This window comes from Streptomyces millisiae (assembly GCF_031845425.1).
In the GTDB taxonomy this organism is placed as follows: Bacteria; Actinomycetota; Actinomycetes; order Streptomycetales; family Streptomycetaceae; genus Streptomyces; species Streptomyces millisiae.
The window spans coordinates 48,545-67,818 of sequence record NZ_JAVREM010000025.1 but is presented as its reverse complement, the minus strand read 5'-3'; the positions used below and the strand labels follow the sequence as shown (position 1 = coordinate 67,818).

At 74.7% G+C, this 19,274-nt stretch carries 19 protein-coding genes, 1 tRNA gene and 1 pseudogene; 16 read left to right on the top strand and 5 right to left on the bottom strand.

Annotated features, from left to right (window positions below; all coding sequences use genetic code 11):
- Window positions 1-158: 158 nt before the first annotated feature.
- From RNC47_RS19530 to RNC47_RS19475, 12 genes and pseudogenes are all read left to right on the top strand, one after another.
- A complete protein-coding gene (locus RNC47_RS19530) occupies window positions 159-1,955 on the top strand; it encodes a thiamine pyrophosphate-requiring protein (RefSeq protein WP_311600463.1) in 1,797 nt (598 codons plus the stop codon).
- A 55-nt stretch (window positions 1,956-2,010) separates the two neighbouring features.
- Window positions 2,011-5,145 carry an FAD-binding and (Fe-S)-binding domain-containing protein gene (locus RNC47_RS19525; RefSeq protein WP_394814822.1) on the top strand — a complete coding sequence of 1,045 codons (3,135 nt, stop codon included), beginning with the start codon at window positions 2,011-2,013 and terminating at the stop codon, window positions 5,143-5,145.
- A 63-nt stretch (window positions 5,146-5,208) separates the two neighbouring features.
- Window positions 5,209-5,532, top strand: a pseudogene (gvpO, locus tag RNC47_RS19520) (gas vesicle protein GvpO).
- A gap of 27 nt (window positions 5,533-5,559) precedes the next feature.
- Complete coding sequence (gvpJ, locus tag RNC47_RS19515) at window positions 5,560-6,048, top strand: gas vesicle protein GvpJ (RefSeq protein WP_311600462.1); 489 nt, start codon at window positions 5,560-5,562, stop codon at window positions 6,046-6,048.
- A 3-nt stretch (window positions 6,049-6,051) separates the two neighbouring features.
- Window positions 6,052-6,822 (top strand): GvpL/GvpF family gas vesicle protein, encoded by a 771-nt coding sequence (locus tag RNC47_RS19510; RefSeq protein WP_311600460.1) that lies wholly within the window; start codon window positions 6,052-6,054, stop codon window positions 6,820-6,822.
- 7 nt (window positions 6,823-6,829) lie between these two features.
- Complete coding sequence (locus RNC47_RS19505) at window positions 6,830-7,102, top strand: gas vesicle protein GvpG (protein ID WP_311600458.1); 273 nt, start codon at window positions 6,830-6,832, stop codon at window positions 7,100-7,102.
- The gene (locus tag RNC47_RS19500; RefSeq protein ID WP_311600456.1) at window positions 7,099-7,554 is read left to right on the top strand and encodes a hypothetical protein; all 456 of its coding nucleotides are present in this window, start codon (window positions 7,099-7,101) and stop codon (window positions 7,552-7,554) included. Before RNC47_RS19505 ends, RNC47_RS19500 begins: the two co-directional genes overlap by 4 nt.
- Before the next feature lie 5 nt (window positions 7,555-7,559).
- A complete protein-coding gene (locus RNC47_RS19495; RefSeq protein WP_311600454.1) occupies window positions 7,560-8,474 on the top strand; it encodes an SRPBCC family protein in 915 nt (304 codons plus the stop codon).
- Window positions 8,471-8,806: a gas vesicle protein gene (locus tag RNC47_RS19490; protein ID WP_311600452.1), complete on the top strand. Its 336-nt coding sequence runs from the start codon at window positions 8,471-8,473 to the stop codon at window positions 8,804-8,806. The genes RNC47_RS19495 and RNC47_RS19490 overlap by 4 nt, the downstream gene beginning before the upstream one ends.
- Window positions 8,803-9,609 carry a GvpL/GvpF family gas vesicle protein gene (locus RNC47_RS19485; protein ID WP_311600450.1) on the top strand — a complete coding sequence of 269 codons (807 nt, stop codon included), beginning with the start codon at window positions 8,803-8,805 and terminating at the stop codon, window positions 9,607-9,609. Before RNC47_RS19490 ends, RNC47_RS19485 begins: the two co-directional genes overlap by 4 nt.
- Entirely contained in the window at window positions 9,606-9,839 is a 234-nt protein-coding gene (locus tag RNC47_RS19480) for a gas vesicle protein (protein WP_311600448.1), read from the top strand. Before RNC47_RS19485 ends, RNC47_RS19480 begins: the two co-directional genes overlap by 4 nt.
- On the top strand, window positions 9,836-10,114 hold the full coding sequence (locus tag RNC47_RS19475) for a gas vesicle protein K (protein WP_311600447.1): 279 nt from the start codon (window positions 9,836-9,838) through the stop codon (window positions 10,112-10,114). Before RNC47_RS19480 ends, RNC47_RS19475 begins: the two co-directional genes overlap by 4 nt.
- A gap of 6 nt (window positions 10,115-10,120) precedes the next feature.
- Here RNC47_RS19475 and RNC47_RS19470 read toward each other — a convergent pair whose 3' ends face one another.
- The 3 genes from RNC47_RS19470 to RNC47_RS19460 form a co-directional block, all read right to left on the bottom strand.
- Entirely contained in the window at window positions 10,121-10,696 is a 576-nt protein-coding gene (locus tag RNC47_RS19470; protein ID WP_311600446.1) for a hemerythrin domain-containing protein, read from the bottom strand.
- 39 nt (window positions 10,697-10,735) lie between these two features.
- Window positions 10,736-11,695, bottom strand: coding sequence for a TIGR03557 family F420-dependent LLM class oxidoreductase (locus RNC47_RS19465; RefSeq protein WP_311600444.1), 960 nt, complete (start codon window positions 11,693-11,695; stop codon window positions 10,736-10,738).
- 76 nt (window positions 11,696-11,771) lie between these two features.
- Window positions 11,772-12,830: an NAD-dependent epimerase/dehydratase family protein gene (locus RNC47_RS19460; protein ID WP_311600442.1), complete on the bottom strand. Its 1,059-nt coding sequence runs from the start codon at window positions 12,828-12,830 to the stop codon at window positions 11,772-11,774.
- Between the two features lie 173 nt (window positions 12,831-13,003).
- Here RNC47_RS19460 and RNC47_RS19455 point away from each other — a divergent pair, with 173 nt between their 5' ends.
- Complete coding sequence (locus RNC47_RS19455) at window positions 13,004-13,582, top strand: TetR/AcrR family transcriptional regulator (RefSeq protein ID WP_311600441.1); 579 nt, start codon at window positions 13,004-13,006, stop codon at window positions 13,580-13,582.
- Between the two features lie 4 nt (window positions 13,583-13,586).
- On the opposite strand, the gene RNC47_RS19450 is transcribed toward RNC47_RS19455, so the two are convergent.
- The gene (locus tag RNC47_RS19450) at window positions 13,587-14,591 is read right to left on the bottom strand and encodes a LacI family DNA-binding transcriptional regulator (protein ID WP_311600439.1); all 1,005 of its coding nucleotides are present in this window, start codon (window positions 14,589-14,591) and stop codon (window positions 13,587-13,589) included.
- A 250-nt stretch (window positions 14,592-14,841) separates the two neighbouring features.
- Between RNC47_RS19450 and RNC47_RS19445 the strand changes: the two genes are divergently transcribed.
- Window positions 14,842-15,354: a GNAT family N-acetyltransferase gene (locus RNC47_RS19445; protein WP_311600437.1), complete on the top strand. Its 513-nt coding sequence runs from the start codon at window positions 14,842-14,844 to the stop codon at window positions 15,352-15,354.
- A gap of 118 nt (window positions 15,355-15,472) precedes the next feature.
- Here the strand turns inward: RNC47_RS19445 and RNC47_RS19440 are convergent.
- Window positions 15,473-15,548, bottom strand: a tRNA-Arg gene (locus tag RNC47_RS19440).
- 288 nt (window positions 15,549-15,836) lie between these two features.
- Here RNC47_RS19440 and RNC47_RS19435 point away from each other — a divergent pair.
- The gene (locus RNC47_RS19435) at window positions 15,837-17,504 is read left to right on the top strand and encodes a dynamin family protein (RefSeq protein WP_311600436.1); all 1,668 of its coding nucleotides are present in this window, start codon (window positions 15,837-15,839) and stop codon (window positions 17,502-17,504) included.
- Window positions 17,501-19,270 (top strand): GTPase, encoded by a 1,770-nt coding sequence (locus tag RNC47_RS19430; protein ID WP_311600435.1) that lies wholly within the window; start codon window positions 17,501-17,503, stop codon window positions 19,268-19,270. The genes RNC47_RS19435 and RNC47_RS19430 overlap by 4 nt, the downstream gene beginning before the upstream one ends.
- The last annotated feature ends 4 nt before the right edge of the window (window positions 19,271-19,274 follow it).

The following is a 19,274-nucleotide window of genomic DNA, read 5'->3' as shown; positions in this document are numbered from 1 at the left end:
GCGCCCCGGGATCCGGCCGGCCCGGTCGAGGCCGTGCGGGAGCGGCCTCGGGGGGCGGGACTGCTCCGTCTGTGTTACCAAGACAGGGGGCCATTTGTGGTCCTTGGTCCGGCTTGCTCCGGATTACTGTCCCCGACACGGAGGATTGGAGCCGTCTCATGGCCGAGAAGGTGGCGGACTATGTGCTGGGCAGGTTGCGCGACTGGGAAGTGGAGCACGTGTTCGCCTACGCCGGGGACGGCATCAACGGGCTGCTCGCGGCCTGGGGGCGGGCGGCGGACAAGCCGCAGTTCATCCAGGCGCGGCACGAGGAGATGGCGGCCTTCGAGGCCGTCGGCTACGCCAAGTTCTCCGGCCGGGTCGGTGTCTGCGCGGCCACCTCCGGGCCCGGCGCGATCCACCTGCTGAACGGGCTGTACGACGCGAAGCTCGACCACGTGCCCGTCGTCGCCATCGTCGGACAGACCAACAGGAGCGCCATGGGCGGCTCCTACCAGCAGGAGGTCGACCTGCTCTCGCTGTTCAAGGACGTGGCCTCCGACTACTGCGAGATGGTCACCGTCCCCCAGCAGCTGCCCAACGTCATCGACCGCGCCTTCCGCACCGCCCGGGCCCGCCGCACGGTCACCGCCGTGATCATCCCGGCCGACGTGCAGGAGCTCGACTACCAGCCGCCGACGCACGCCTTCAAGATGGTGCCGTCCAGCCTCGACACCTCGACCGGCGCGCCCGTGCCCGCGGAACGGGACATCGAGCGCGCCGCCACGCTGCTCAACGAGGGCGGCAAGGTCGCGGTGCTGGTCGGCCAGGGCGCCGCCGGCGCCCGGGACGAGGTGATGGAGCTCGCCGACCGGCTCGGCGCCGGCGTCGCCAAGGCCCTGCTCGGCAAGGACGTGCTCTCCGACGAACTGCCGTACGTCACCGGGGCGATCGGCCTGCTCGGCACCCGCCCCTCCTACGAGCTGATGCGGGACTGCGACACGCTGCTCGCCATCGGGTCCAGCTTCCCCTACACCCAGTTCCTGCCGGGGTTCGGCCAGGCCAGGGGCGTGCAGATCGAGCTCGACCCGCACATGGCGGGCATGCGCTACCCGTTCGAGGTCAACCTCATCGGCGACGCCCGCGAGACCCTGCGGCTGCTGCTGCCGCGCCTGGAGCAGAAGAAGCACGACGTCTGGCGGCGCGACATCGAGCGGAACGTCGAGCGCTGGTGGAAGACGATGGACCGCCGCGCCGCCACCGAGGCCGACCCGATCAACCCGGAGCTGGTGGCGCACGCCCTCTCCGAGGTGGTGCCGGAGGACGCGATCATCTCCGCCGACTCCGGCTCCTCGGCCAACTGGTATGCCCGGCACGTCAGGTTCCGCGGCCGGATGCGCGGCTCGCTCTCCGGGAACCTCGCCACCATGGGCCCCGGCGTGCCCTACGCGATCGGCGCCAAGTTCGCCCACCCGGACCGGCCGGCCATCGCCCTGGTCGGGGACGGCGCGATGCAGATGAACGGCCTCGCCGAGATGATCACCGCCGGCAAGTACTGGCGGGAGTGGAGCGACCCGCGGCTGGTGGTCGGGGTGCTCAACAACCAGGACCTCAACCAGGTCACCTGGGAGATGCGGGCCATGTCGGGGGCCCCGCAGTTCGAGCCCTCGCAGCGCATCCCCGACGTGCCCTACGCCGAGTTCGCCCGCTCCATCGGGCTGCACGCGGTGCGGGTCGAGAGCCCGGAAGGGGTGCGGGACGCCTGGCGCGAGGCGCTGGCCGCGGACCGGCCGAGCGTGCTGGAGTTCGTCACCGACCCGGCCGTCCCGCCGATCCCGCCGCACGCCACGTGGGAGCAGGCCGAGTCCACGGTGTCCGCCCTGCTGCAGGGCGACCCGGACCGCGCCGACGTCGTCAGGATCGGCCTCAAGCAGAAGGTCCAGGAGTTCCTGCCCGGCCGCCGCGGCCGAGGCTGAGCCCGCGACCGGCGGCGCGACCCCCCGGGGGGCCATCGAGAAGGACGGTGATCCGATGAGCGAGCGCCTGGTGCGCGACCCCGGGCCCGAGGACTTCGCCGGCCTCGACATGCGCCGGCTGCGGGCCGAGTTGACCGCCCGGGTCGAGGGCGAGGTCCGCTTCGACCCGGGCAGCCGGGGCGCCTACGCCACCGACGCCTCCAACTACCGGCAGGTGCCGCTGGCCGTGGTGCTGCCCCGCACCGTCGACGACGCCGCCGAGGCCGTCGCCGTCTGCGCCGAACAGGGCGCGCCCGTGTTCTCCCGGGGCGGCGGCACCAGCCTGGCCGGCCAGTGCACCAACGTGGCCGTCGTGATCGACTGGACCAAGTACTGCGACCGGCTGGTCTCCGTCGACCCGGCGGCCAGGACCTGCGTCGTGGAGCCCGGCATCACGCTGGACGCCCTCAACCGGCAACTCGCCGAACACCACCTGAAGTTCGGCCCCAAGCCGGCCACCCACACGCACTGCGCGCTGGGCGGCATGATCGGCAACAACTCCTGCGGCGCCTCGGCGCAGGCGTACGGCAAGACCGTCGACAACGTGCGCGCGCTGGAGGTCCTCACCTACACCGGGGCCCGCATGTGGGTCGGGCCCACCGACGAGCGCCGCTACCAGGAGATCCTCGCCGCCGGCGGCGAGGAGGCCCGGCTCTACCGGGGCCTGCGCGCGCTCGCCGAGGAGTACGCCGACGACATCCGCGCCGGCTACCCCCGCATCCCGCGCCGGGTCTCCGGGTACAACCTCGACTCGCTGCTGCCGGAGAACGGCTTCGACCTGGCCAAGGCGCTGGTCGGCAGCGAGAGCACGCTGGTCACGGTGTTGCGCGCGGAGCTCGACCTGGTGCCGGTCGAGGCGGCCGACGCCCTCGTGGTGCTCGGCTACCCCGACGTCTGCGCCGCCGCCGCCGACGTGCCGCGGGTGCTCGAACACTGCCGGCCGCTCCAACTGGAGGCGCTGGACGACCGGATGGCGCAGCTGATGCGCGAGGAGGGGCTGCACGCCGACTCGCTCGCGCTGCTGCCGCGCGGCGACAGCTGGCTGTTCGTGCGACTCGGCGGCGACAGCCCGGAGGAGGCCCAGCAGGAGGCCGGGCGGCTGCTGGCCGGACTCGGCCTGGCCGAGGACGACGACCGGGTGGCGATCTCCGAGGACCCGCTCAGGGAACAGAAGTTCCTCCAGGCCAGGGAGGCCGGCCTCGGCGTCACCGCCCGGCCGCCGGACGGCCGCGAGACCTGGGAGGGCTGGGAGGACTCGGCCGTGCCGCCCGAGCGACTCGGCGACTACCTGCGCGACCTCAAGCGGCTGTTCGAGGAGTTCGGCTACGACCACCCGTCGCTCTACGGGCACTTCGGCCAGGGCTGCGTGCACACCCGCATCCCGTTCGGCCTGAGGAACGCCCAGGGGGTCGCCGGCTTCCGGGAGTTCATGCTGCGCGCCGCCGACCTCGTGGTCTCCTACGGCGGTTCGCTCTCCGGCGAGCACGGCGACGGCCAGGCACGCGGCGAACTGCTCGACCGGATGTTCGGCCAGCGGCTCGTGGCGGCGTTCGCCACCCTCAAGGGCCTGTTCGACCCGGACAACCGGATGAACCCGGGCAAGATCGTCTCGCCGGTGCCCGGCCGCGGCCCCAACCCGCTCGACGGCCAACTGCGGCTCGGCCCGCGCTGGCGCCCGCACGACACCCCCACCCACTTCGACTACCCCGAGGACGACCACCTCTTCCGCCGCGGCGTGATGCGCTGCGTCGGCATCGGCAACTGCCGCTCCCACGAGGGCGGCGTGATGTGCCCGTCGTACCGGGCCACCGGCGAGGAGGAGCACTCCACCCGGGGCCGCGCCCGGCTGCTGTTCGAGATGATGGGCGGCCACGCCGACGCGGCGATCAGCGACGGCTGGCGCTCCACCGAGGTGCGCGACGCCCTCGACCTGTGCCTGGCCTGCAAGGGCTGCAAGTCCGACTGCCCCACCGGCGTCGACATGGCCACCTACAAGGCCGAGTTCCTCGCCCACCACTACGCCGGCCGGCCCCGCCCGGCGGCCCACTACACGCTCGGCTGGCTGCCGCTGTGGGCCAGGATCGCCCAGGCCGCGCCCCGCGCCGTCAACGCCGCCCTGCACGCCCCCGGGCTCGCGCCGCTCGGCAAGCGGCTCGCCGGCGTCACCCCGGAGCGGGACCTGCCGCTCTTCGCCGAGCGGTCCTTCCTCGACTGGTGGCGCGGGCGCGGCGTGTCCGAGCCGATCCCCGGCGACCCGCGCGCCGTGCTGCTGTGGCCCGACACCTTCAGCACCTACTTCCACCCGCACGTCGCCCAGGCCGCCGTCGAGGTGCTGGAGGCCGCGGGACTGCGCGTCGCCGTCCCCGAGCGGCCGGTCTGCTGCGGGCTCACCTGGCTCTCCACCGGCCAACTCGACCGGGCGGCACGGGTGTTGCGCAACACCGTGGAGACGCTGCGGCCCTGGCTCACCGCCGGCACGCCGATCGTCGGCCTCGAACCCTCCTGCACCGCCGTCTTCCGGGCCGACGCGCCCGAGTTGTTCAGCCACGACGAGGACGTCCGGCGCCTCGCCGACCAGACCGTCACGCTCGCCGAGGCGTTGCTGCGGCACGCCCCCGACGGCTGGCGCCCGCCGGCCGTGCGCCGCGCCGCCCTCGTGCAGACCCACTGTCACCAGCACGCGGTGCTCGGCCAGGACCCCGACCGCGAGGTGCTGCGCAGGGCCGGCGTCGACGCCGAGATCCCCGACTCCGGATGCTGCGGCCTGGCCGGCAACTTCGGCTTCGAACGCGGCCACCACGACGTCTCGATGGCGTGCGCCGAGCGCGTCCTGCTGCCCGCCGTCCGGGCCGCCGGGCCCGACACGCTGATCCTCGCCGACGGCTTCAGCTGCCGGACCCAGATCGACCAGTCCGACACCGGCCGCCGCGCCATGCACCTGGCCGAGGCCCTGGCGCTCGGCCTGCCGGGAGCCACCCCGGCGCCCGCCGACCGCCCCGAGACGGTCGCCGCGCCGCGCCCCGAACTCCACCACGCGGACGGCCGACTGGCCGCCGCGACCGCGACCGCCGCCGCGGCCGCCACGGCCCTCGCCGCGATCCTCGCGACCACCGCCAGGTACCGCACGGGCCGCGGCCGCCGAACGCCGTAACGCGCCGCCCGGACGGCCCAGCACCGGGCGCGCGACCGGCGGGGCCGTGCGCGGACTCGTCCCATGGGAGACGACTCGGAGCGGCCAGGCCGCCACGCAAGGCGCCGGCCCAAGCCGGTACGCGGCCCGCTCGGGGCCGCCCGCAGGGCCAGCCGACGCCTCGAACAACTGGTCGGCCACCCGGTGGACGGCGTCTCGGCCGTCTCGCGCGAGGAGGAGGGCTGACGGGTGGACGTCGACGTCCTCGAAGTGCCCAGGATCCCGGACACGACGAGCCTGCTGGCCACCTACCAGGTCGAACTCGACGAGGACGGGGAGCTCCTGCGCTACCGCGGGGTGCGTCGCTTCCGGCGCGCCGCGCCGACCGAACCCGAGGGCGTCTACTGACGCCCGCAGCGTAAGGAGAGACCCGGCATGACGGTCACCACCACCTACCGCGACGACGTCGCCTGCGTCCCGCGCACCGGCACCCTCTACGGCGTCATCGACATCATCCTCGACCGCGGCATGGTCATCGACGTCTTCCCGCGGGTCTCGCTGGTGGGCATCGAGATCCTCAAGATCGACGTCCGGGTGGTGATCGCCAGCGTCGACACCTATCTGCGCTTCGCCGAGGCGTGCAACCGGATAGACCTCGAGGAGGACAGCCGCTCCCGCACCGTCCCCGAACTCTTCGGCGGCATGGCCGGGGTGAGACACCCGGCCGAGGCGGCGGCCCGCAAGGGGCTGAAGAAGGCCGTGAAACGCAAGGGCCACAAGGCCAAGGAGGCCCTGACCCCCGGTCACCACCGCTCCGTCAAGAAGAAGCTCAAGCACGCCGGGGAGGCCGTCGAGGAGACCGGCGAGCGCGCCACCGAGGGGCTGCGCCGCCAGGCCCGCCGACACGGCCCCGGCCGGGGCTGAGCCATGGCCACCGGAAAGGTCTACGTCTACGGCGTCGTGCACGCCGGCCGCACGCCACCGGCGGACCGCCGGGGCGTCGGCTCCCCGCCGGCCAGGCCGCGGATGCTGCGGGCCGGGCCGCTGGCCGCCGTCGTCAGCACGCCGCCCGAGCGGCTGCTCGCCCGGCGGCGCGACCTGCTGGCGCACCAGGACGTCCTGCTGGCGCTCGCCGCCGAAGGGCCGGTGATCCCCATGCGCTTCGGCGTGGTCGCGCCGGACGCCGAGGCCGTCCGCCGGCGGCTGCGGGAGGACGAGGCCGAACACCTCGCCACCCTCGAACGGCTCGACGGCCGCCTGGAGATGAACCTCAAGGCGTTCCCCGTGGAGGAGGCCATGGCGGACCTCGTCCGCGAGGACCGGACGGTCCGCCGACTGCGGGAGGCGGCCAGGCGCCGCCCCGGCTACGAGGCGAGCGTGCGCCTCGGCGAGGCCGTCGCCGCCGGACTGCGGCGCCGCGCCGCCGAGGCCGCGGCCAGCGCGCTGCGCGAACTGGCCTCGCTCGCCGAGGCCACCGCGCCGGGACCCGAGCTCCCGGAGTGTGTCGGCAACGTCTCGTTCCTGGTCGCGGCCGCCCGCGAACCGGAGTTCAGGGCCACGGCCGAGCGCCGGGCCGCCGAGCTGGGTGACCGGGCCGAGCTGCGGCTCAGCGGCCCGCTGCCCTGCTTCAGCTTCGTGACGCCGCGCCCCGAGACGGCCGGCACCGCCGCGCACCCGCCAGCGGCCGGCGGGCGGTGAGCCACGGATGGGACTGCTCTCCGGGCTGCTGCTCCTCCCGCTGGCCCCGGTACGGGGCGTCCGCTGGCTGACCGACCAGGTGGCCGAGGCCGCCGAGAAGGAGTACTACGACCCGGCGCCGCTGATGGCGCGGCTCGCCGCGCTGCACCGGGCCCTGGACGAGGGGGAGATCGACCAGGCGGAGTTCGAGCGCGAGGAGGAGCCCATCCTCCACCGCATCCAGCGACTCCAGACGGCCGACGAAGGATGGCACACCCGACACGCCGGAGGGCGACGATGAAGGAAACCACCAGAGCCGCCCTCGCGGCGGGCATCGCCAGCGGCTACCTGATGGGCCGCACCAAGAAGGCCAAGGTCGCCCTGGCCGTCGCCGGCTATGTGCTCGGCCGCGGCCTCGGCGGCGGCCGGCACGGCTCGGACTCGGGCTCGGACTCGGGCGAGAAGCAGCACGGCATGCCACAGCTCGGCCAGATGGGCGGACACCTGCTCCAGGCCGGGCGGAACATCGCCGGTCACCGCATCGAAGCGCTCGCGGACGCGCTCCAGGCCCGCAGCGCCGTCCTCGACGGCCACCACGGGCCGGACGGCGGCGAGGAGGAGCACGAGGAGGAGCAGCCGGACACCGGGCGCGCCCAGCGCTCCCGGCAGGGCACCGCCGGCAAGGGCGGCAAGAAGAAGACCACCCAGCAGCGGGCCAAGGCCGGCGCGGCCCGCTCGTCCGGCGGGCGGTGAGCGACATGGCGAGACAGGACCAGGGCAGGGACACCGAGGACCGACAGCCGGACGTCATGGCGGAGAGCCTGGAACGGCTCCGTGAGGAGCTCGGCAGGTTCGCCGGCGCCCAGCTCCACCGGCTCACCGGCGGCGCCAAGGACCGCGCCGGCATGGTGGCCGGGGCCGTCGGCGGCCGGGCCAAGGACGCGGCGGGCTCGGCCGTCGGCAAGGCCAGCGACCGGGTCAAGGAGGCGGCCGACAAGGCGGGCGGCGGCAAGGGCGGCGCCAAGGGCGGCAAGTTCACCAGCATCATCGAGACCCTGGACGTCGGGGTGCCGCTGCGCGCCTGCTACGACTACTGGTGCGAGTACGACCAGTTCTCCGGCTTCATGAAGGGCGTGCAGAGCGTCGACCGCGAGGACGACGACATCACCAGCTCCTGGAAGGCCAAGATCGGGCCCTCCACCCGCGACTGGAAGGCCACCGTCAAGGAACAGGTGCCCGACGACCGCATCGAGTGGACCTCGGAGGGCTCCCGCGGCAGCACCCGCGGCGTGGTCTCCTTCCACGAGCTGGCGCCCAGCCTCACCAGGATCGTGGTGGTCGTCCAGTACTACCCGGCCGGCTTCTTCGAGAAGACCGCCAACCTCTGGCGTGCCCAGGGCCGCCGGCTGCGCCTCGACCTCAAGCACTTCCAGCGCTACGTCACGCTGGAGGCCGAGGAGGAGGCCGAGGGCTGGCGCGGCGAGATCCGCGAGGGCGAGGTCGTGCGCAGCCACGAGGAGGGCCTGGCCGACGACGAGGAGGACGAGGACGAGGAGTTCGAGGACGAGGAGGACGAGGGCGAGGACGAGGAAGAGGGCGACGAGGAGGACGGCGAGGAGGACGGCGAGGACGAGGGCGGCGGCAAGCCGCGGGGCGGGCGGAGACGCAGATGAGCCGGATCCCGCAGCCGCTGGAGAACTACGAGCCGCTCGAGCCCTATCCGCCGCGGACCGCCAACCTCGCCGACATCCTGGAACGCGTCCTGGACAAGGGCATCGTCATCGCCGGCGACATCAAGATCGACCTGCTGGACATCGAGCTGCTGACCGTGCGCCTGCGGCTGTTCGTCTCCTCCGTGGACACCGCGAAGCGGGCCGGCATCAACTGGTGGGAGACCGAGCCCTCGCTCTCCACCCGCGCCGCCCACGACGCGCTGGCCGAGGAGAACCGGCTGCTGCGCGAACAACTCGCCGCCCTGGAGGAGAAGGAGCACCACAAGCGATGACCCCGCCCCCGAGCACTGTCGAGACCGCCGTCGCCACCTGCGTCTTCGCCGTCTGCCCGGGCGACGCCCGGCCCCCGCTCGACGGACTGCCGGGGCACCGGGACGCCGTCGGCCGGGTCCGGCTGGTCGCCGCCGGGCCGCTGGCCGCCGTCGTGCAGGACCTGCCGGCCGCCGACTACGCCGAGGCGGCGCTGCGCGACCGGCTCGGCGACCGCGCCTTCGTCGAGCGGTGCGCCACCGACCACCACCGGGTGGTGGCGGCCGTGGCCGGGTCCTGCCCGGTGGTGCCGCTGCCGCTCGCCACCCTCTACCAGGGCGAGGAGCGCGCCCGCCGGGCGATCGCCGGCGAGGCCCCGCGCTTCCTCGCCGCCCTCGACCGGGTCGCGGGCCGCGCCGAGTGGGGCGTCAAGGTCCTCTCGACCGGCGCCGCCCGGCCGGCCGAGGAGCCGGCCGGGGCCCCGCTCACCGGCCGCGCCTACCTGGACCGGATCAGGGGCCGGCAGCAGGACCGCGAGGAGCGCGGGAACGCGGCCGCCGAGGCGGCCGAGCGGGTGGACGCGGCGCTCCGCCCCATCGCCGCCGCCGCCCGCCGGCTCCGCCCGCACGAGCCGGCGCCGGGCCGGCCGCACCGCCAACTGCTCAACGCCACCTACCTGGTGGACCACGACCGGGCCGCCGAGCTGGCCGCCGCCGTCGCCGCGCTGCGCGCCGCCCCCGACCTCGCCGACCGGGTGACGGTGGAGCTCACCGGGCCCTGGGCCCCCTACTCCTTCGCGGGCCTCGACGAGGGCGGGGAGCGGTGACCGCCACCACCGAGCCGGTCCCCTGGCACGGCGAGGACCTCCGCCACGGGCCCCTCGGCGTGCCGCTGGTCGACCTGCTCGACCGGGTGCTCGCCACCGGCGTGGTGATCAGCGGCGACCTGGTGATCGCCATCGCCGAGGTGCCGCTGGTCAGGCTCTCGCTGCACGCCCTGCTCTCCTCCGTCAACGAGCGGGTGCCGGCGCCCTGGGCCGACGGCGGGCCGCTGTGACCGCCGGCCGCCTGGACCTGGACGCCGACACCGTCGGCCGGGACCTGGTCGCCCTGGTGCTCACCGTCGTCGAGCTGCTGCGCCAGCTGATGGAACGCCAGGCCGTGCGCCGGGTCGACTCGGGCGAGCTGACGGAGGAGCAGACCGAGCGGATCGGCACCACCCTGATGCTGCTCGACCGCGCGATGGGGGAGCTGCGCGAGCGGTACGGGCTGCGGCCCGAGGACCTCAACCTGGACCTCGGGCCGCTCGGCACCCTGCTGCCCAGGGACTGACCGGGTTCAGCGGGGCCGGCTGGGCCGGTGGGCCGCCGCGTCGATGGCGTCCCTGGTCCGGTCGACCAGCGAGGCGAAGGGCCCGAGCGCCCACTGCGCCGCCGGCTTGCCGGCCGTCGACGGGTGCGGGTGGGTGGGCGCGACCTTCTCGGCCGCCCGCAGCTTCAGGCCCATGTCCTCCAGCTCCGCGGGGGTGCGCCCGGCCCGCACGGTCGGGAACTCCTCCCGCTCCTCGTGCTCGGCGTGCCGCAGCACCGACTGCTCGAACTCCAGGAAGGTCCGGTCGAAGTCGGGGCTGTCGACGTCCAGCCGCTCCAGCATCACCAGCACCCGGTTGGCGGCCTCCTCCTCCCGGTTCCGCGCGTCCGCCTCCAGCGGGCCCGCGGTCTCCTTGGCGACCGGCCGCAGGATCATCTCCTCGGCCGTCTCGTGCACCGCCAGCAGCGCCCGCAACTCGTCGAACGCCTGCTGCCGGTGGACGCCGCTCACGGACTTGACCTCGGTGAACAGCTCACGGATGCGCGCGTGCTGGTCGAGCAGGATGCGGATCACGTCGTCTTCCGGGTGCGCGGGGGCGGTCATGGCGTACCTCCTTCTCGGATCGCCTTCTCAGCGGTCTGCTCAGCGGGGCAGTTGGGGGAGGATCTTGGTGCGGTAGAGGTCGAAGAAGCCCTCCATGTCGGGGCCGATCTGGTTGACGTAGACGTGGTCGAAGCCGGCGTCGTGGCAGGCGGTGAGGGACCTGACGTGCTCCTCGGGGTCGTCGCCGAGCGGCATCGGGCCGTTCCGCACGTGCTCCTCGGTGACCAGCGTGCTGGCCTGCTCGAAGTGCCTGGGCTCGGGCAGCACCGCGGCCAGCTCGCCGGGCAGGAACATGTTGGGCCAGCGCTCCAGCACGGTGCGGGCCGCGTTGTCCTGGTCCGTGTCGTAGCAGACCTTGATCCCGCAGGACGCCGGCTTGTCGCCGCCGCCGTTCTCGCGGAAGCGGCGCAGCAGTTCGGCCTCGGGGCCCATGGTGACGAAGCCGTCGCCGACCCGGGCCGCCAGGTCGGTGGCGGCCGGCGCGAAGCCGGAGACGTCGATCGGCACCGGCTCGTCGGGCACGGTGTAGAGGCGGGCGTTCTCCACCGTGTAGTAGCGGCCGCGGTGGCTCACCCGCTCGCCGGTCAGCAGCCGCCTGATGATCTCCAGGGACTCCTCCAGCATCTCGAGCCGCACCGGAGCCTCGGGCCAGGCGGTGCCCAGGATGTGCTCGTTGAGCGCCTCGCCGCTGCCGACGCCGAACCGGAAGCGGCCCTGGTGCAGCACGGCGCTGGTGGCCACGGCCTGGGCGACGACGGCCGGGTGGGTCCTGATGGTGGGGCAGGTGACGGCGGTCTCCACCGGCAGCGAGGTCGCCTCGGCGAGGGCGCCGATGGTGGACCAGACGAACGGGCTCTGGCCCTGGGCGTCGAGCCAGGGGTGGTAGTGGTCGGAGATCCACAGCGAGTCGAAGCCCGCGTGCTCCGCCATCCGGGCCTGCTCCACGAGTTCGCGCGGGCCGTGGTCCTCGCTGGCCAGGAAGTAGCCGTACGTGGTCATGACTGGGACACCTCGTTCCCGTTCCTTGTTCCCGTTCCTTGTTCGTGTGGTGTGTCGCTCGCTCGGGGGTGGCCGCTCAGGGGCGGCGGCCGACGCCGGTGGCGAGCTCCTGCAACCGGCCGCCGGGCAGGTCGGGTTCGAGCGGCGGGGTGTGCGCGCCCGTCCGGTGGCGCAGCCCGTGGATCAGGTCGCGCAGCGCGTCCTCGGCGCCGAACCTGGGGCGCCAGCCCAGCTCGTCCGCGGCCCGCGAGCAGTCCATCAGCGGCAGCCGCAGCAGGGCGTCGAGGAGCTGCGGCGGCACGGGGGCCAGCCGGCCGCGGTAGGCGGCGGCCAGCGCGCCGCGCAGCACGGTCCTGGGCAGCCGGACCGGCCGGGCGTCGAGGAGCCGACCGAGCATGGCCGGGTCCACCACCGGGTCCGCGGCCAGGTTGAACGCGCCGCGCACCGGCTTGGTGAGCGCCCGCCGGTAGGCGTCCGCGGCGTCGCCGGTGCGCAGCACCTGGAACCGCAGTCCCGGCAGGTCGGGGACGACCGGGCTCAGCTCGGGCCGCACCATGGGCGCGAAGAGCAGCGGGCCGATGAACAACCGCCGCTGCTCGGCCGCCGACTCGCGGGAGAACAGGAAGCCGGGCCGCATCCGCACCACGCGGGTGTCGGGCGACCTGAGCTCGAAGGTGTCGAGCAGCCGCTCGACATACGCCTTCTCCCGGCTGTAGGCGGACCCCGGCCAGCCGTGCGTCGGCCAGCTCTCGTCCACGGCCCGGTCCTTGGGTCCCGGCGAGTACGCGGCCAGCGAGGAGGCGACCACCAGCGTCGGCACCCCGGCCGCGGCCACCGCGTCGAGCACCCGGGTGGTGCCCAGCACGTTGGCCCGCCAGGTCAGCGCCGGATCGCGGGCCGGCTGCAGCATCCAGGCCAGGTGCACCACGGCGTCCGCGCCACGGAAGCACTCGGTCAGCTCGACCGCGGACCGCTCGGTGCGCAGGTCGACCGAGTCCCAGGAGGTCTTGGCCACCGTCCAGTCGGGCGTTCGTCTGGCGAGCCCCAACACGGAGGTCACGGCCGGATCTCCGGCCAGGGCACGGACCAGGGCGCTCCCGACGTTGCCGGTCGCGCCCACCACCACGACGCGCATGCCTTCTCATCCCTTCGGGGCTGGGCGGCGGGGACGCCCCGGGTACCCGGGACGCGGCGCCGTCACACCAGGCCCACCACCAGCCGCGCGAGGGCGGCGAGGCCACCGTCGTTCGGCGGCGGTCGCGGGCCGGGTGCCTTCGCTCGCCTGCCTAGCGACGCTAGTCTCGTGCCATGTCGGTACAGGAACGCAGGGAACGTGACCGCGCCCACCGCCACCAGCTGATCGTCGCCACCGCGCGCGAGCTCGCCGAGACCCAGGGCTGGGAGGCCGTCACCACGCGCCGGCTCGCCGAGCGCATCGAGTACAGCCAGCCCGTGCTCTACAGCCACTTCAGCGGCAAGCGCGAGATCGTCGGGGCCGTGGCCCTCGAAGGCGCCACCGAGCTCGCCGCGGCGCTCACCCACGCCGTGGCCGACGTCCCCCGGGGCCCGGCCGCGGTCGCCGCCCTGGCCCGCGCCTACGTCGACTTCGCCGAGCGCAACCCCGCCCTCTACGACGCGTTGTTCCTGCTGGACACGGGCCTGCTCTTCGCCGACGCCGCCTCGCCGGCGCCGCTGCGTGACGCGTTCCAGGCGCTGCTCGACCCGCTCGCCGACGTGCTGGGCGAGGACGCCGACCCTGACCGCTTCGCCGAGGTCTTCTGGTCGGCCCTGCACGGCCTGGTCGCCCTCACCCGCTCCGGCCGCCTCCCCAGGGAGGCGGCCGACCGCCGCCTCGACCTCCTGGTGGCCCGCTTCGCCGGCGGCTGAGGGCTCAGGCCGACTCGCGCACCAGCAGGCTGGTGTCGCAGATGACCGGCGCGTCGGCCGCCGGCGCGCCGGTCATCCGGTCGAGCAGCAGCTCGATCATCCGCCGGCCCATCGCCGCCGTGGGCTGGTGCACCGTGGTGAGCGCCGGCTGCGCGTGCGAGGTCACCACCGCGTCCTCGAACCCCACCACCGCCACGTCCTGCGGCACCCGCAGGCCCCGCTCCTGAAGCGCCCACAGGGCACCGAGCGCCATGTTGTCCGAGGCGGCGAACACCGCGTCGAGCGTCGGGTAGGAGTCCAGCAGCCGACGCATCGCCACCATGCCGCCCGAGACGCTGAAGTCGCCGTAGGTCACCAGCTCGGGACGGCCGGCCAGCGCCTCCCGGTAGCCGGCGAGCCGGTCGATGCCCGCCGTGGTGTCCTGCGGGCCCGCGATGGTGGCGACGCGGTGCCGGCCCCGGCCGATCAGGTACTCGGTGGCGCGCCGGGCGCCGGCCAGGTTGTCCGCGTCCACATAGCTCGTCGGCACCACGTCGAGCCCGCACGGCCGGCCGCCGAGCACGGTGGGCACCCCGTGGCTCTCCAACAGGGCGGGAAGCGGGTCCTCGCACACCAGGGAGATCATCAACACGCCGTCCACCCGCTGCGCGCGCAGCTGGTCGACCAGGTCGGCGCGCTCGGCCGGCGACTGCGTGAGCCGCAGCGTCAGCGCGAGACCCGCCGCCTCGGCGGCCGCCCCGATGCCGCCCACGATCTGGCCGAAGTACGGCTGCTCGAACCGCCGCTCGTCCGTCTCGCACATGACCAGCGCCACGGTGCGGGTGCGGTGCGCGGCCAATGCGCTGGCGGCGCGGTTCGGCACGTAGCCGAGCTCGTCGATCGCCCGGAGCACCGCCCCGCGTGCCCGCTCGCTCACCGCGCCCGAGTCGTTGATCACCCGGGAGACGGTGCCCCGGCCCACCCCGGCCCGGGCGGCGACCTGCTCGATGGTGGGGCGACGGTTGTTCATCGGACGAAAGTACCGGACAAGTGCCGTGCCGGCGGTGCGGGGGCCGGGGTACGCTGCCCCCGTTCGTGTTCGCTCGGAAGTGAGAACCGGGGAGGTGAGGTTGATGACCGCGCTCAGGGCCACCGCGTTCCGCGCCCGGGTCTCCCTCACGTCCCGGCGCGTGGCCTGACCCGCCCCGTCCCGCCTCGCCGGGAGCGTGAGCTCGCGAGGCGTCCAGACACACCTTCTCCGGAACGGATTCTCATCTGCCATGGGCAACACCTGGATCACGCGCGCCGAGACCGGCGCCGACCGCTCCGCCATCCGTGAGATCGACCTCGCCGCCTTCCCCACGGCGCTCGAGGCCGATCTCGTCGACGCCCTGCGCGCCGACCGGAGCGCCTGGCTCGAAGGGCTCTCCCTCGTCGTCGCGGACGAGCGCGGCGAGCTCGTCGGCCACGCCCTGCTGACCCGCTGTCACATCGACGAAGCCCCGGCCCTGTGCCTGGGCCCGGTCGCCGTCCGGCCGGGACGGCAGAACGCCGGCGCCGGAACCGCGGCCGTCCGCGCCGCGCTGCGGGCCGCCGAGGACCTCGGCGAGCACCATGTCGTCGTCCTCGGACACCCGACCTACTACCCCAGGTTCGGTTTCACGCGCGCCTCCGGGCACGGCATCGGCGTGACCTTCGACGTCCCCGACGAGGCCCTGATGGCCCTCACCCTGGACGCCGACCACCCGCTGCCCGGCGGCACCGTGCGCTACCCGGCGGCGTTCGGCGTCTGACCTCCGTGGCCGCGCGGGGGCGCGCCGGGCCGGGCCCGCGTGTCGTCCCCGCGCGGCGGGAGCGGAGAGGAGAGGGGAGGGGCTTTTCACCCCGACGGTGGAGCGCCTCGCGTCCGTGTGGCGCCCCCGGCAGGACTCGAACCTGCGGCCAAGCGCTTAGAAGGCGCCTGCTCTATCCACTGAGCTACGGGGGCCGGTCTTCGGTCATGGCGCGGGACGGAGCCCCCTGGTGACCTCGCCGTGGCACAGGATATGGCCTTGAGGGGTTCGTCCCTGTTGCTTCACGGCAACACCGTGGTGTGGAGATTGAGTGAAGCAGCCCTGATAATCGCAGGCGAGTGCGAGCCGCGCAGCGTTTTTGGGGGCCCTGGGGAGGGGTGTTGCCTAGTCGTTATGCCGGGGGGTGGGGGCTGCTGCCCGGAATGAGGCGCGTTCGGTGGAATATGCTTTGGAAATAGCTTGAAATTGGGCATTCTGCGCATGTGGCGATCTTGGACGCACGGCCCGAACTGCTGGACGCGCTCACCGTACTGCGGGAGCGTCTCGCTGCCGCGCGCTTCCCACTGGAGTTGCCGGGCGCCGAGCGCGCCCGGCGGTCGCGGGGGGAGCTGCTCGCCCAGCTCGACGGATATCTGCTGCCCCGGCTGCGCAGCCCGAAGGCGCCGCTGCTCGCGGTCATCGGGGGCTCCACCGGGGCCGGGAAGTCGACGCTGGTCAACTCGCTGGTCGGGCGCCATGTCACCGAGGCCGGGGTGCTGCGCCCCACCACCCGCACCCCGGTGCTCGTCTGCCACCCCGACGACCAGCACTGGTTCGGCGACCAGCGGGTGCTGCCGCGCCTCGACCGGGTGGTGGCCCAGCGTCAGGAGGGCGAGGGCGAGGCGTCGGCCGCGCTGGCCGTCCACGCCACCAGGGCCGTGCCCGCCGGAATCGCCCTGCTCGACGCGCCCGACATCGACTCCCTGGTCGCCGAGAACCGCGACCTCGCCGCCGAGCTGATCTGCGCCGCCGACGTCTGGGTGCTCGTCACCACCGCCTCCCGCTACGCCGACGCGCTGCCCTGGAACCTGCTGCGCAGCGCCCGCGAGTACGACGTCACGCTGGCCACCGTCCTCGACCGGGTGCCGCACCAGATCGCCGCCGAGGTCTCCCGGCACTACGACGCGATGCTCGAAAGGGCCGGGCTCGGCGGCGTGCCCCGGTTCACCGTGCCCGAGCTGCCCGAGTCGGCCCGCGGCGGTTCAGGACTGCTGCCCGCCACCGCCGTCGCCGCGCTCCGCGAGTGGCTGTTCCGCCGCGCCCACGACGGCGACGCGCGGCAGCGGGCCGCGGCCCGCACCGCCGCCGGCGCCCTCGCCTCGCTGCGCGCCCGCGTCGGCGCGCTCGCCGGCGCCTGCGCCGCCCAGCACGCCACCGCCGTCCGCCTCGACCAGCGGCTCGCCGGCGCCTACGCCGAGGCCGGCCGCCGGGTGCACGACTGCCTGGCCGGCGGCGGGCTGCTCACCGGTCAGGCACGCGCCCACTGGCTGTCCTTCCCGCACGACGCCAGCCCCGACGAGCTGCTCGACTCGCTGACCCGGGCGCTGGCCGGGCTGCTCGTCGAGGCCGTGTCGGCCGCCGACGAGCGCGTCGAGGACGCCTGGGCGAAGGAGCCGGGGGCGCCGGCCGGCGGCGTCGACGGAGCCGAGGCGGTGCGGGAACGTATCGGCATCCAGGTCCGCCGACTGCGGCGCTGCCTGGAGGAGTTGGCCGAGGAGGCCTGCGCGGCCGTCGGGCTCCGCCCCGACCAGGGCGGCAGCGGCCGCTCGATGGTCGGGGCCGAGACGGAGATCGCCGCGCTGCTCGCCGCCGCGCTGCTCGGCGGCAAGGGCGGCACGGTCGCCCGGCAGGCCCTCTCCAGCTCGCTCGGCACCCGCGTCGCGGCCCGGCTGACCGAGCAGGGCGACCGGGAGGTCAGGGGCTGCGTGGGCCGGGTGCTCGACGGCGAGCGGGACCGCCGCGGCGCGCCCCTGCACGACCTGGAGATCAGCCCGACCCCCCAGGTCGAGCTCGTCGCCGCGCTGTCCCTGGTGCACGGCTGGCACAGCGGTACGGCGGTGTCCAGACGAGCGGGACCCGAACCAGCCCGAGAGGCAGGAGAAGTCCGGTGACCGAGAGCATGACCATCACCCGCACCCGGCGGGACACCACCGAGGAACCGCGGCCCGACCCCCAGCACGAGCCCGCGGGCCCCCAGGGGCCAGCGGAGGAGGGGACCCTGCGCCGGCGGCTCGGCGCGCTGCGCGAGCTGATCGGGCTCTCCCGCACCCGCCTCGCCGAGGCGGACCTCGCCGAGGCCGGCCGGCTGCTCGACGAGGCCGCCGCCCGCGACAAGCTGCCGCGCGCCTACACCGTGGTCGCCATCGCCGGCGCCACCGGCACCGGCAAGTCCACCCTGTTCAACGCCCTGGCCGGGGCCCAGCTCTCCGAGACCGGGGTGCGCCGCCCCACCACCGCCACCGCCGTCTCCTGCGCCTGGGAGGCCGGCCGCGAGCAGAACCCCGACGGGCTCCTCGAACGGCTCGGCGTGCCCGCCAGGGCCCGCCGCCGCGCCCACGTCCTCGACCCCGGGCTGCGCGGCCTGGTCCTGCTCGACCTCCCCGACTACGACTCCGTCGACGTCAGCCACCGCGAACAGGTGGACCGGCTGCTCGGCCTGGTGGACGCCGTCATCTGGGTGGTCGACCCCGAGAAGTACGCCGACACCCTGCTGCACGAGCGCTACCTGCGGGCCTTCGCCGGCCACGCCGACGTCAGCCTGATCGTCCTCAACCAGATCGACCGGCTGCCGACCGACGCCGTCGACGCCGTCCTCGACGACCTGCGCCGGCTGCTCGACGAGCGCGGCGTGGCCCTCGGCGAACACGGCGAGCCGGGCGCCGGGGTCCTCGCCGTCTCCGCGCTCACCGGCGACGGCGTCGCCGAACTGCGCCAGACCGTCGGCGAGCTGGCCGCCTCCCGCACCGCGGCCACCCGCCGGCTCTCCGCCGACGTGGACGGCGTCGCCCGCCGGCTCGGCCCGAAGTACGTCGCGGACGGCTCCGAGGCCCCGGCCGGCCTCACCCCGCACGCCAGGGAGGAGTTCGAGGACCGGCTCGCCGCCGCCGTCGGCGCGGCGGCCGCCGGCCAGGCCGCCGAACGCGGCTGGCTGCGCCGCGCCGACCGGGCCTGCGGCACCCCCTGGGCGCAGCTGCTGCGCCGCCTCGCCGCCCGGCAGGCCGAGCGGCGCGGCGAGCCGCCGGCGCTCGCCGCCCAGCGGCTGCGCGCCGCCGGCACCCGCACGGTGGCCACGGCCGTCGTCGAACAGGCGGTGCGGCAGCTGGCCGACGAGGCGACCGAGGGGCTGCCCGAGCCGTGGAGCAGGGCGGTGAAGGACGCCGCCCGGCGGGGCGCCGAGCGGCTGCCCGACGACCTGGAACGCACCCTCGAACAGCAGTCGACCGAGCCGCTGCCCAAGCCCCGCTGGTGGTCCGTCGCCGCCATCGGCCAGGCGGTGCTGCTCGCGGCCCAACTCCTGGGCGTCTGCTGGGTGGTGGCCGCCGTCGCCGGCCAACCCGTGGTGGGCCGCTGGCTGCCGCTCGCGCTGCTGCTCTGCGGTTCCCTCGGCGGCCCGCTGCTCGCCTGGGCCTGCCGGATCTCCGCCCGCGGCCCGGCCAGGTCCTACGGGCAGCAGGAGGAGTGGCGGCTGCGCCGCCTTGCCGCCGACCGCGGCCACAGCCAGGTGCTCGAACCGGTGGCCGCGGAGCTGATGCGCTACCGCGAGGTCAGGGAGCGGTTCGTGGTGGTCGCCTCACCCACCGGGGGCGTCGAACTCCCGTCACTGGCTTCGCTGTCCGCGTTGTCCCCGGCTGCGCCAACCGTCCGTGATCCGAGGTAACGAT